Source organism: Hylemonella sp. GW821-FHT10B10, assembly GCF_059415585.1.
On sequence record NZ_JBWKNN010000001.1, the window covers coordinates 599,357 to 611,082 of the forward strand.

An 11,726-nucleotide genomic window follows, 5' to 3' on the forward strand; every position below is an offset into this window, starting at 1 on the left:
ACACAAGGTGGGGCGCCCCATCGCAGATCCGGTCAGGCACGGTAAGCAGCAGCCTCGCCTGGAAGGCTGTCTGGCAAACTGCAGGCAGGTTACGATATACAGCAAAGCGAAGACGAACTCTGGGAGGAGATTGTGAGAATCGCGCTGTGGGTCGGATTGTTTGTCGCATCTCTGCTATCGGGGTGTGGCGGCGGTGGAGGTGGGGGCTCGGTCGGAGGCCCTTCTACGTTCGGCGGGCAAGTGGTCAAGGGCCTGACGAATGGCGCGACCGTCAGCCTGTACAGCCTGGCCCCCAACGGGCAAAGGACGCTCATCGCCAGTGCGCTTACCGACGTGCAGGGGCGCTACAGTCTGCCCAATACACTTCAGTCAGGCGGCGTGTACCTTCTGGAAGCGGTAGGCGGGCAATACGTCAATGAAATCAGTCATGTAACGGAGCCGCTTGCATCGCCCATGCGTGCGGTGTTTGTCGCTACCGGTACAGAGACTCGTTGCGTCATCAGTGCCATCTCCGAAGCGGTTGCGCTTGAGGTGGAGCAATCATCTTCTGCGAACAAATGGAGCGCCAGTTCCGTCGCCAGCGCGACGACCCTGGTCAACAACGCCTTTGGCGTGCCGAGTCCATTTGCCCTCAGGTTCATTGACCTGACCAGCTATGTGCCCGGCAGCGATCCAAGCCTGACCAGTGGGGAAACGGCTTTCTCCTTTTATCTTGGATCTTTTGCAGGGTTCCTGCACGAGTTGAAGCTTCGAAATCCGGGGCTGACATTCGCTGATGCCCTGAGCAACTTTCACCGCTTAGCGGTCAGAAATGCTCAAGATGACTTGCTGACTTCCGCGTGGATGGCCGGATTCATCAGGTTTGTCGATGTAGCGCCGTCGCTCACAGCCCAAAAGGCGTCCATCTATGCATCGCTCGGCCTGCCGTCCAACGCGGATGCGGCCCAATTCGCTGGCGCGGAGTCGACCGGGCAGTCCCTGAGCACCATCCCCAACTGGACCTTGCGGTTGCTGAGCCCGCCTTCCATGGCATCACAGCCGACGACGGACACCGTCTTCAACAGCCGTGGAGCACTGGAGGCATACCGGGACGGAAGCGTATCGTCCGGCGTTGGTTTCGCACACGTGGGTTATGCCAGCGTGGCGGAGGTCTATGGCACGACCGAGACCGCCATCGGACGCTGGAACCGCGGGTACTACTACCCCCAGGGGGCCACGTATGACGCGAGCAGCCAGGAGTTCAAGACCACCAACCTCACAGCCAGTGCACTGACGCGGGACATCGTCTATGCCGCAGGCGTGCCTGCGACGGCCTTGCCCGTCTGTGGGCTGACGATCATGGAGCCCCAGGCCCAGACCAAGCCGTTCTCGACGCACGACGGCTCCCGTACCCTGACCCTGGCCCAGGGGTCAAGAATCGGTTTCTATTTTGCGAACGGTACGACATTCGTCGGATACAACATCATGTTGCGCGACGATCTGAGCAACATCTACACCTTCACGAGCCCCGGCGGCGCGGATGCGCCCTGGCAAGGCGGCGTGGTGCAGGCCAATCAGGAATTCGGTTCGGGCACGTTGGCTCTGCCCAGTGGCGAAACTCTGCAATTCCGCGGCATGCTCGCAGGTGTCGGCGGGACCAAGGCGGTCATCACCATTTCATCCAATATCCTGACCAGCCACTCGATCGGCCTGGCTGCCGCTTTCGAACGGCCGGGGACCGTGCAGCCCTGCGTGCCGCCGATCTTTGGCAGCGGCTCGCTCAGCAACCCGCCGACGACGGGCAACTACTATCTGAACTGGATGGAGGGGCAGTCCATATTCAACGGGCTGACCTTCTTCGCCGACGGCACGCCCAATCCGGCGTCGGCGTCCGGCCTTTCCGCCAGCAGTGGGCTTTCGAAGCAAGGCAATACTGTCGCCGGCATCGGCGTCATGATGCCCCCGTTCTCGCACCAGGGGATACCGTCCCAAGTGCCGCAAGCCTACTCTTACGCCCAAATACCTGCTACGCCTGTTTTCCCAAGCTCAGGGTCTGCTTCCTACCGTCTGGTCGCCAGTACGCCCTTCCTGATCAAGAGCGCCAATCAATTGATCACAACCTCGGGGATAACGGCCAGCCTGACGATCCAGTTCAACCAGTACCCCCTGGGCACCACCAGCGCCAACTACGGGACCTGCCAGCTCACCATCAACGGCCAGGCCGTTCTGCCGGCGAGCGGCATCTACTACCAATCTGGCGGTACGTGCAGCGGCTCCTCGGGCTCATCCACGGGAGAGTTCTTCCACGGCGGCATCACCTCAGACGACAACCGCTACGCTGTCATCACGTACACCAAGTACTTCAGCGCCTATGTCAAGGGAGAAGCCGCGCTTCTGTTCGAAAGAGATCCGTGACAAGCGCCGCGCCTTTGCTGGATGGCGCGCGTTTTACTTGCGGCGCAGCGTGCCCGCCAGGTCCGTGCCCGGGGCCACGGTGTTGAAGACTGTGCCGTACTTCTTCACGTTCTCGTGCAGCAGGGCCAGGCGTTGCTCGCTCTCGTCGGTGTCCACGATGATCTCGTAGCGGATGCTTTCCATCCTGGGCGGCACGTCCTGCCGCACGCCGTCCACCACCACCTCGACACCGCGCAGCTGGAACTTGAGGATGGGCACCACGCGTTCGATGCCCTTGACCATGCAGGCCGACAGCGCGGCCAGCAGCAACTCGGCCGGGTTGAAGGCTTCGGGGTTGCCCGCCATGTCCGTGTCCAGCGCGATCTCGGCCTGTTTGCAGACGGCGCGGCTGCTGTGGGCGTCCACGCGGAGCGTCTCCACGTGGAAAGTCATTTTGGCGGGGGCGCTGCTCATTCTTCGATCTTTACGCCCTTCCAGAAGGCCACGCGGCCCTGGATGAGGTGGGCCTCGGGTTTGGGCTCTGGGTAGTACCAAACGGCGTCGGGCAGCATGTCGCCGTTGACCATGAGCGCGTAGTAGTGCGCCTCGCCCTTCCAGGGGCAGGTGGTCTTGTGGTTGCTGAAGGTCACGTACTCGCGCTTGAGCGCGTGCGCGGGGAAGTAGTGGTTGCCTTCCACCAGCACGGTGTCGTCACTCTCGGCGATGACGGTGTTGTTCCAGGTGGCTTTCATGTGTTGACTCCGAGTTCTACTTCGCGACCATCAGTTGGTTTGCGAACTGATGCAATGCATTTGCTCGTGTTTTTAGAAAGCCATCGAAATTGTTCGACTCAAGAGTCTTTCGATCAATCAAGGCTGATAGAAGGATTGGATCCACTTCAACGGGCATTGTTTTGAGGTACTCGGAAGGCGGATTGGCGCCAATCTGTCGGTTGTCTGCACGCGAAAGAAATGCGAGGTTTGCTAAGGAGTTTTCGCGTCCATTGGCCTGCTTTGTCGTTTCGAGATACGCTTTCGGAAACACGTGATGAAACTCGGTTCGATTGCTCATTCGCAGCTTATCGCTCAAGTCGAGTTCTACACCTGACAGGAAGCTTCGAGGGCGAAGTTGTGCCAGCGTAAGAATAAATGTCTTCGTATTCACTGATCCCATTAGGAAGCGGTTGTCAACAAAGAACTCCTCATTTAGAGGTACTGGGAAGTCGCCGAGCTTGGACTCCTTCCCCAAACGCAGCGCATCGATTTCTTCAATGTCTGTTTTTAAGCTTCTCAGTACGCCACTGCTGTATCGCCTGCTATAGCAGGTCCGCCAAAACCAATCGCTGATCTTCTTTCGATGCTCATCGGGAAGCTTTATTTCGGCATCTTTTTCGTGCGCGAAGTAGACAGATAGTGGAACGATGATTGTTTGGAATGGAAGTATTCTTAGGCGCTGAACGCCAAAGTTGGATCTCAGGAAGTCAATTGCTCCCTTGATTCCATTCCGAAGCTTTGGGAATCCGTTGCGAACATCTGCGCCAGATAGCGTTAAGAGACTTTCTGGTGCAGCGTCTTTTATAAAAACTGCAGCACAACACCGCAAGACTAGGTTGTCTTCGTCATCATCTTGGCCGAAACCGAACTCTTCCAGTTCTTCATTCAGATCAGCAAACTCGGCCTGCAATTGAAAGTCTTCACTCCAAGTCCAAGCTGAAAGTAGCTGCAGTGTGTCAAGAGGAACGCCTTGACGATTGATGCGTTCGAAGATGATAGATACGATTCCTTTGTCATCAGTCTGGAAAACGTAGCAAGGAATCTGTACTTGCTGAAAGACGCGGGAAAGTTCATCAACTACCTTCGCCGTAGCCTCGTCAAAGTCCTTGGTTAATTTTCGATACTCAGGTGAGTCAAAGATGCTACGCAAGGGAAAGTGACGCTTTGAGTCGACTTCATCCGGTGACAGCGCGACGAATTGCTGCTCACGAGCATCAGGTTTCGCCTGCAAGTCAAAGTAAATGTCTTTCCAGTTAAATCCGGGAGTTAGCGGTAAGCCGCTTTTAAACACACAAAAAACCGAAGTTAGGCGCTGCTGGCCATCGAGTACGTACTCAACTGGATACGCGTCTGGGGGATCCGGTAGCTGTAGCGGACCGAGTTTCCTGTCGTGTTTTAAACGCGAGTTGGTTCGCCAGAGTAACAGCGTCCCGAATGGATAGCGCTTGTATATGCTGTCCATGAGGTACGCGACCCTATCAGGTTCCCATACGAACCCTCGCTGGAATGCTGGAATCCTGATCTCGCCCTTAGATACGCTGTCGAGAACCTGCTGAATACTGAGTTGTTTTATTTCCATTTTCCATCTCCTCCCGTTTGGTTTATTTCTATTTCCCCCAGCTATCCTTCAAACCGGTGACACGGTTGAAGACGGGCTTACCCTTGCTGTGGTCCTTGCGGTCCGCCACAAAGTAACCATGCCGCTCGAACTGGAACTTGTCGTCCGCCGCCGCCTGGGCCAGTGAGGGCTCCACATAGGCGGTGACGGTCTTCAGGCTGTCCGGGTTCAGGCTGGCCAGGAAGTCCTTGCCACCGGCATCGGGTTGCGCATCGGTGAACAGACGGTCATACAGGCGCACTTCGGCGGCCACGCCGTCGGCCACGGCCACCCAGGTGATGGCAGCCTTGGCCTTGACGCTGTCGGCGCCCGGGGTGCCGCTCTTGGTGCCGGGGATGACCTTGGCGTGCACTTCGGTCACCTTGCCCGCTGCGTCACGCAGGCAGCCGGTGCATTCGATCACATAACCGCCCTTGAGGCGCACCACGTTGCCGGGGAACAAACGCTTGTAGCCCTTGGGGGCCACTTCTTCAAAGTCTTCGCGTTCGATCCAGACCTCGCGGCCGATCAGGAAACGACGCGGCGCGGGGGCGGTCTGGCCTTCTTCCACATGGGGCAGGGCGGGTTGGCTGCATTCTTCGGTGTAGCTGTCGCTGCCAAAGGCCTCGGCCCAGTTGGTGAGCACCAGTTTCACCGGGTCCAGCACGGCCATGCCGCGGTGGGCCTTGTTCTCCAGGTCTTCGCGCAGGCACCCTTCGAGCGTGCTGTAGTCAATCCAGCTGTAGTCCTTGGTGACGCCGATACGTTCGGCAAAAAGCTGGATGCTCTCGGGCGTGTAGCCGCGGCGGCGCAGGCCGACGATGGTGGGCATGCGCGGGTCGTCCCAGCCGCTCACGCGGCCTTCGGTCACCAACTGGGCCAGCTTGCGTTTGCTGGTGATCACGTAGGTGAGGTTCAGGCGGGCAAATTCGTGCTGGTGCGGCAGCAGGAAGACGTTGGGGCGCTGGCCGTCCAGCGCGTGGGCCAGCAGGGGGGTGAGCTGCGCGGTTTCCTTCTTGAGCAGGGCGAAGAAGGCGGGCAGGTCATGCAGCACGGCGTCGCGGTTGTGTTCCCACTTGGCGAACAGGGTGCGCAGTTTCCCTTCTGCTTCGCTGGCAAAGAGCTTGTCCGCATGGTTGTGGCAGTGCAGGGCAAATTCCTTCTGCGCTTCCAGGCCCTGGGCTTCGATCTTCTCGATCAGGGCCTTGGCGTTCTCAAACTGCGGCGTGCGCAGGATGGGGACGATGCGTTCCAGCGTCCAGTCATAGAAGGGGCGCTGGTCTTCGAACTCCAGCGTGCAGATGCTGTGGGTGATGTTCTCCAGCGCGTCCTCGATGGGGTGGGCGAAGGAGTACATGGGGTAGATGCACCAGGCGTCACCCGTGTTGTGGTGGGTGGCGCGGCGGATGCGGTAGATGGCCGGGTCGCGCAGATTGATGTTGGGGCTGGCCATGCTGATCTTGGCGCGCAGCACCATGGAGCCGTCCGCATGTTTGCCGGCGCGCATTTCGCGGAATCGGGCCAGGTTCTCTGCGGGCGTCCGGCTACGGTAGGGGCTGTCGGTGCCGGGTTTGCCGAAGTCGCCGCGGTTGGCGCGCATTTCCTCGGGTGTCTGCTCGTCCACATAGGCGTGGCCGGTTTCCACGAGGTACTCGGCGGCGCGGTACATGAAGTCGAAGTAATTGCTGGCGTAGTACAGGTGGCTGTCGCCATGCGCATCCCAGCCAAAGCCCAGCCACTTGACCGCGTCGGTGATGGAGTCGACATACTCCTGCTCTTCCTTCTCGGGGTTGGTGTCGTCGAAGCGCATGTGGCAGACGCCGCCGTAGTCACGCGCCAGGCCGAAGTTCAGGCAGATGCTCTTGGCGTGGCCCACGTGCAGGTAGCCGTTGGGTTCGGGCGGGAAGCGGGTGCGGATGCGGGCGGGGTCGGGCTGGCCCTGCTCCTGCAGGCTGGCTTCACCGGGCTGGTGGGCCCAGTGGCGGCCGCTGTAGGTGCCGGCGGCCAGGTCGTGTTCGATGATCTGGCGCAGGAAATTGCTGGCCTTGGGGGCTTCTTTGTTGTCAGGGGTGCTGGGCTTGCTCATCCAGCCATTTTAGAGGCCGGTCTGCGCGGGGCGTGGGCTTGCTACCATGGGTGGCAAAGGAGGACGCCATGAGCGAACCACAAAGCGACAGTGTCTCCGTCTCCCCGGCCGATCTGCAGGCCGCCGTGCGCGAGGGCCTGATCACCGGCCAGCAGTCCCAGCAGCTGTGGGAACGCTGGGTGGGCAAGGCCCGGGTGCAGACCACGGTGCCGGCCGGCCTGGCCCATGGGCCACGCTTTTCCTTCACCAATGTGCTGTATTACTTTGGCGGCATGGTGGCCATCGGCGCCATGACGCTGTTCATGACCCTGGGCTGGCAGCAGTTCGGCGACTGGGGCCTGCTGGCCATCGCTGTGGGCTACCTGGTGGCCTGCCTGCTGGTGGCGGACCAGCTCAAGGGCCGGGGGCTGAACACGCCGGCCGGCATCCTGGCCACGCTGGCGGTCTGCCTGGTGCCGCTGGCGCTGTGGGCCCTGCAAAACGGCCTGGGCCAGTGGCCGCCGGGCGGGCCCAGCAACTACCGGGCGTACCACACGCAGATCGACTGGCGCTGGCTCACGCTGGAGTTCGGCACCCTGGCCGCCGCGGTGGTGATGCTGTGGCGCTACCGCCTGCCTTTCATGGTGATGCCGGTGGCGGTGACGGTCTGGTACATGTACATGGACGTGGCCCACATGCTGATGCAGCACAACGGCTTCGACTGGCAGTTCTCGCGCGACATTTCCCTGGTCTTCGGCATCGGCACCTGCCTGATCGCCATGTGGGTGGACATGCGCAGCCGCCTGGCCAGCGGGGAGTGGCGGCAGGACTTTGCCTTCTGGCTCTACATCTTCGGCACCATCATGTTCTGGTGCGGGCTGAGCCTGCAGGATTCGGGCTCGGAGCTGGGCAAGGCCCTGTACGCGCTGATCAATCTGGGCCTGATCTTCCTGGGCGCGGCCATCGGCCGGCGGGTGTTCACCGTGTTCGGGGCCTTCGGGATCGCGGGTTATCTGGCCTACCTGTCCCACCGGGTGTTCCGCGACAGCCTGATGTTCCCGTTTGCGCTCACTCTGCTGGGGCTGGCCGTGGTGGCGCTGGGGATCTGGTGGCAGCGCCACGAAAAGCAGATCGAGGCCCGGCTCAGTGCCTGGCTGCCGGCGGGGCTGCGGCCGCGCTGATACAAGAGTCCGGTTACATCCCGTAACCTCCTTCACCGGCGCTTCGCAGCCGGATCGGGAGCCGGCGCGTTGAGGAAACAGGGCAGCCCACCGGCGGCCCCGTAAAGGAGATTCCTCATGACGACGAAAGCCAAATCTTCCGCTGCTGCCCTGGCCCTGGTGGCCGCACTGGGACTGGGAGGCGCAGGCGTCGCCCAGGCCCATGGCTCCGACGATGTGTTCTGGTCCATCGCCATGTCGCAGCCCGGCATCCAGATCGGTGTGTCCAACGGCCCCGTGGTGGTGCCGGCACCCTACCCGGTGGTGGTGCACCCGCGCCCGGTCTATGTGCCGCCCCGTGTGGTCTACATGCCCCCGCCGGTCTACCGCCACTACGGCCATGCCTATGCCTACGGTCACGACCGCGGCCATGACCGTTGGGACGGCCACCGCGGTGGCCGAGAACAGTTTGCCCGCAACGACCGTTACGACGGCCGCGGTGACCATGGTGGTCGTGGCGGCGGCAACGGCCCGCGCCCTGGCACTGAAGGTTACATGGGTAATCGGCGCTGAAGATTCTTTAGGCGTACCATGTGCTGGCGCCGCGGATCCTCCCCCGCGGCTGACCGTGTCACGCACGGTCATTACACGGCGCTCTTCGGAGCGCCGTTTTTTATGCGCTCGATGAGCCGTGGCTCAAGCTCAAACGGTTTGTGTACGCACCTCTTGCAGATAAGCCGTGAGGTACTCGGCCAGCAAATCCGCCACGATACGGCCGATGCGCGGAATAGGGCGGGTGGCGCTGATGGCCACACCGATGGTCTGGGGTTTCGCGTTGCGGTCGCTCAAGGCGATGAAGCGGGCATGGCCGTCCAGAATCTCGGGGCCGGCATCCAGTTCGGAGGTCAGCGCCACATGGCTGCCGCTGCGCACCAGGCTTTTGATGAGCTGCAGTGAGTTTGTCACGAGAGGCGGGCGGGCCTCTTGCAGCAGCCACGCGTGGCGGCGCTCCAGATAGCGACGGATGGCCAGTGCATGGCTTTGCACGGCCAGTGGCCAGGCGGTCACGTCTTTCAGGCTGACTTGCTTTTGTGTCGCCAAAGCATGGGTTGTGGCCACCATGCAGCCCAGGGGCAGGTCGGCCGTCCAGACCAGATGCAGCTCGCGCTGGGGTTTGATGTTGAAGGCCACGGCCAGGTCGACAGTGCCGTCGCACAGGCTGCGTACGGCCTCGTCGGGGGTGACCACGTCCACCTCCAGCACGATGCCCGGGTGGTCCTGCACCACGCGGTGTATGAAGCCGGGCAGGAAACCATTGGTGTGGCTGTCCATGGCGGCCACGCGTAGCAGCCCCTGATGAACGCCGTGCAGGTGCTTCACGTCAGAGAGCGTGCGGTTGAGGTCAGCCTTCCAGCGCTGCGACAGGGCCAGCAGCAGCTCGCCGGCAGCGGTGAGGCGCATGCCGCGGGGGAGCCGCTCAAACAGGGGCACGCCCAGGTCTTCTTCCAGCAGCATGATCTGCCGATCGATGGCGGAGGCGGATATGGAGACCTCGCGCGCTGCGGCCTGCACCGAGCCCAACTGTGCGACCGCGCTGAGGTAGCGCAGGGCTTTGGGGTGCAGTGGGCTGTTGGGACTCATGACTGTTCTAAAAATTAGAACACATCGCCATTAATTATGCGATGGACAGCAACGCAAAGCAGTCTCAAACTGTGTCTTATGAACACCGATCCACTCGTCACACCCGGCGCGCTGACGGCCTTTCCGGCACTGGGCGCCAGCGCCTTCCTGGCGCGGCTGGGTGGCGTGGTGGAGCATGCGCCCTGGGTGGCGCAGGGTGCCTGGGCGGCGGCACCGTTCCGGAGTTTTGACGCCTTGTTCGAGGCCATGTGCGCTGGCATTCTGGGCGCACCACAGGCCCGGCAACTGGCCTTGTTGCGCGGGCACCCCGAACTCGCCGGGCGTGAGGCGCAGGCGGGCGAGATGACGCCGGACTCCACGGCCGAGCAGACCCGGCTGGGCCTCATGGCCCTGAGCCCCGAGAACATGGCGCGTCTGACGCGACTGAACCGCGACTACGCAGATCGCTTTGCTTACCCTTACATCGTGGCCCTGCGTTTGCATGCGTCGCTGGACTCCGTCCTGCAGTCGGGTGAAGCGCGCCTGACACACAGCCAGGAAGCCGAATGGCCCATCGCCCTGCAGCAGGTCTGCGAGGTGATGCGCGGCCGTCTGGCCCGCGTGGTGCGGGAGGTGGAGTTGTCCGCCGCACCTGATGTTTCTGTTCACCTATCAACCCCCTCTGACGCATGAAGGAACCCGCCATGAGCACCAAACGCCACTTTCTCTTGACGGCCGCGATGACGGCCCTGTTGCCGCTGGTCTGTGCCACGGCCCACGCGCAGGCCTGGCCGCAAAAGCCCATCCGCATCGTGGTGACCTTTGCAGCCGGGGGCTCTTCGGACATCGTGGCACGCCTGCTGCAACCGGGCCTGCAAGAGAAGCTGGGCCAGCCCGTGCTGGTGGACAACAAGCCCGGAGCGGGCAGCACCATCGGCGCGAATGAAGTGGCCAAAGCGCCCGCCGATGGCTACACGCTGATGCTGTCGAACACGGCGCCCATCAGCATCTCGCCTTTCATGCTCGACAAGCCGCCTTACGACCCCGTCAAGAGCTTCACCCACATTGCCTTCATCGGCTCGGTGCCCAATGTGTTTGTGGTGAACCCTTCCGTGCCGGCGAAGACCCTGCCCGAACTGGTGAGCTGGATCAAGGCGCAGAGCACACCGGTGAACTACGGATCGGGTGGTGTGGGCTCCATCGGCCACATCGTGGGCGAGGTGTTCAAGCAGCAGTACGGGCTGAAGATGGAGCACGTGCCCTACAAAGGCTCTTCGCCCATGCACACCGATCTGCTCGGTGGCACGCTGCAGTTTGCCGTGGACACGCTCACGCAGAACGTGCCCTTCATCAAGGCCGACAAGCTGGTTGGCATTGCGGTGACCTCGCGTCAGCGCATGGCGCAGGTGCCGGCGGTGCCCACGGTGATTGAAGCGGGATACCCCAAGCTCGTCGCAGAAAACTTCCTGGGCATCTCGGCGCCAGCCGGTGTGCCCAAGGAAGTGGTGGAGAAGATCCACAAGGCCACGGCCGAGGTGATCGCGCGGCCCGAGGTGCTCAAACGTCTGGAAGAGCTGGGTGTGGCCAGTCACCGCATGACGCAGGCCGAGTTTGCCGACTTCGTGAGCAAGCAGGTGGAAGAATGGGCGCCTGCGGTGAAGGCCAGCGGCGCCAAGCTCAACTAAGCACCATGGCCGGCGGACTTTCCATCCATTGCGTGGACGTGGCTGCGGGGCGAGTGGCCACGGGGCTGCAGGTCACGCTGCGTCGCCTCGGCGCAGACGGCCAGCCGCAAGCGGCGGTGCTGGTGCAGGGGCGTATCGGCGCCAACGGCTTGCTGAGTGAGCCCCTGCTGATGAGCGAGGCCATCACGCCCGGTGGCTATGAGGTGAGCTTTGCGGTCGGCGATTACTACCGGGCGCAGGGCCATGCAGCGGCCATGCCCGCGTTTCTGGAAGTGGTGCCCTATCGCTTCCATATCGCCGATGCCGTGCAGCATTACCACCTGCCGTTCAAGTTCACGGCCTGGGGCTTTTCTCTGTTTCGTGGCGGCGCCTAGCATCACGCCGCGCCTGGTGTAGTTGCCCCTGCGCGTGATCGATGCGCCGCCGGCTGCGGTGATGCACCGGCGCTGTCCC

The 11,726-nt window shown here is 62.0% G+C and carries 11 protein-coding genes; 6 read left to right on the plus strand and 5 right to left on the minus strand.

Annotation, left to right across the window (positions count from 1 at the left end; all coding sequences use genetic code 11):
* Nucleotides 1-240: 240 nt before the first annotated feature.
* Entirely contained in the window at nt 241-2,394 is a 2,154-nt protein-coding gene (locus AC07NT_RS02960) for a hypothetical protein (protein ID WP_498597919.1), read from the plus strand.
* Nucleotides 2,395-2,427: 33 nt separating this feature from the next.
* Here AC07NT_RS02960 and AC07NT_RS02965 read toward each other — a convergent pair whose 3' ends face one another.
* From AC07NT_RS02965 to AC07NT_RS02980, 4 genes are read right to left on the minus strand one after another with little or no spacing between them, the layout of a single operon-like run.
* Nucleotides 2,428-2,847, minus strand: coding sequence for an OsmC family protein (locus tag AC07NT_RS02965; protein ID WP_498597918.1), 420 nt, complete (start codon nt 2,845-2,847; stop codon nt 2,428-2,430).
* On the minus strand, nt 2,844-3,125 hold the full coding sequence (locus tag AC07NT_RS02970; protein WP_498597917.1) for a DUF427 domain-containing protein: 282 nt from the start codon (nt 3,123-3,125) through the stop codon (nt 2,844-2,846). The genes AC07NT_RS02965 and AC07NT_RS02970 overlap by 4 nt, the downstream gene beginning before the upstream one ends.
* A 16-nt stretch (nt 3,126-3,141) precedes the next feature.
* On the minus strand, nt 3,142-4,725 hold the full coding sequence (locus AC07NT_RS02975) for a GmrSD restriction endonuclease domain-containing protein (protein ID WP_498597916.1): 1,584 nt from the start codon (nt 4,723-4,725) through the stop codon (nt 3,142-3,144).
* 28 nt (nt 4,726-4,753) lie between these two features.
* Nucleotides 4,754-6,829, minus strand: a complete 2,076-nt coding sequence (locus AC07NT_RS02980) for a glutamine--tRNA ligase (protein WP_498597915.1) — start codon at nt 6,827-6,829, stop codon at nt 4,754-4,756.
* 68 nt (nt 6,830-6,897) lie between these two features.
* Here AC07NT_RS02980 and AC07NT_RS02985 point away from each other — a divergent pair, with 68 nt between their 5' ends.
* Both AC07NT_RS02985 and AC07NT_RS02990 read left to right on the plus strand, forming a co-directional pair.
* Nucleotides 6,898-7,989, plus strand: a complete 1,092-nt coding sequence (locus AC07NT_RS02985) for a DUF2157 domain-containing protein (RefSeq protein WP_498597914.1) — start codon at nt 6,898-6,900, stop codon at nt 7,987-7,989.
* 117 nt (nt 7,990-8,106) lie between these two features.
* Nucleotides 8,107-8,541 carry a hypothetical protein gene (locus AC07NT_RS02990; protein ID WP_498597913.1) on the plus strand — a complete coding sequence of 145 codons (435 nt, stop codon included), beginning with the start codon at nt 8,107-8,109 and terminating at the stop codon, nt 8,539-8,541.
* Between the two features lie 129 nt (nt 8,542-8,670).
* Here AC07NT_RS02990 and AC07NT_RS02995 read toward each other — a convergent pair whose 3' ends face one another.
* On the minus strand, nt 8,671-9,609 hold the full coding sequence (locus AC07NT_RS02995) for a LysR family transcriptional regulator (protein ID WP_498597912.1): 939 nt from the start codon (nt 9,607-9,609) through the stop codon (nt 8,671-8,673).
* Nucleotides 9,610-9,687: 78 nt separating this feature from the next.
* On the opposite strand from AC07NT_RS02995, the gene uraD reads away from it, so the two are divergent.
* From uraD to AC07NT_RS03010, 3 genes are read left to right on the plus strand one after another with little or no spacing between them, the layout of a single operon-like run.
* Nucleotides 9,688-10,281, plus strand: coding sequence for a 2-oxo-4-hydroxy-4-carboxy-5-ureidoimidazoline decarboxylase (uraD, locus tag AC07NT_RS03000; protein WP_498597911.1), 594 nt, complete (start codon nt 9,688-9,690; stop codon nt 10,279-10,281).
* 11 nt (nt 10,282-10,292) lie between these two features.
* Nucleotides 10,293-11,273 (plus strand): Bug family tripartite tricarboxylate transporter substrate binding protein, encoded by a 981-nt coding sequence (locus tag AC07NT_RS03005; RefSeq protein ID WP_498597910.1) that lies wholly within the window; start codon nt 10,293-10,295, stop codon nt 11,271-11,273.
* Nucleotides 11,274-11,278: 5 nt separating this feature from the next.
* Nucleotides 11,279-11,647: a hydroxyisourate hydrolase gene (locus AC07NT_RS03010; RefSeq protein ID WP_498597909.1), complete on the plus strand. Its 369-nt coding sequence runs from the start codon at nt 11,279-11,281 to the stop codon at nt 11,645-11,647.
* Nucleotides 11,648-11,726 lie beyond the last annotated feature (79 nt).

Coding starts and splice junctions, on each gene's coding strand:
- AC07NT_RS02965 (WP_498597918.1), bottom strand. CDS start 2,847: ATGAGCAGCGCCCCCGCCAAAATGACTTTCCACGTGGAGACGCTCCGC.
- AC07NT_RS02970 (WP_498597917.1), bottom strand. CDS start 3,125: ATGAAAGCCACCTGGAACAACACCGTCATCGCCGAGAGTGACGACACC.
- AC07NT_RS02975 (WP_498597916.1), bottom strand. CDS start 4,725: ATGGAAATAAAACAACTCAGTATTCAGCAGGTTCTCGACAGCGTATCT.
- AC07NT_RS02980 (WP_498597915.1), bottom strand. CDS start 6,829: ATGAGCAAGCCCAGCACCCCTGACAACAAAGAAGCCCCCAAGGCCAGC.
- AC07NT_RS02985 (WP_498597914.1), top strand. CDS start 6,898: ATGAGCGAACCACAAAGCGACAGTGTCTCCGTCTCCCCGGCCGATCTG.
- AC07NT_RS02990 (WP_498597913.1), top strand. CDS start 8,107: ATGACGACGAAAGCCAAATCTTCCGCTGCTGCCCTGGCCCTGGTGGCC.
- AC07NT_RS02995 (WP_498597912.1), bottom strand. CDS start 9,609: ATGAGTCCCAACAGCCCACTGCACCCCAAAGCCCTGCGCTACCTCAGC.
- uraD (WP_498597911.1), top strand. CDS start 9,688: ATGAACACCGATCCACTCGTCACACCCGGCGCGCTGACGGCCTTTCCG.
- AC07NT_RS03005 (WP_498597910.1), top strand. CDS start 10,293: ATGAGCACCAAACGCCACTTTCTCTTGACGGCCGCGATGACGGCCCTG.
- AC07NT_RS03010 (WP_498597909.1), top strand. CDS start 11,279: ATGGCCGGCGGACTTTCCATCCATTGCGTGGACGTGGCTGCGGGGCGA.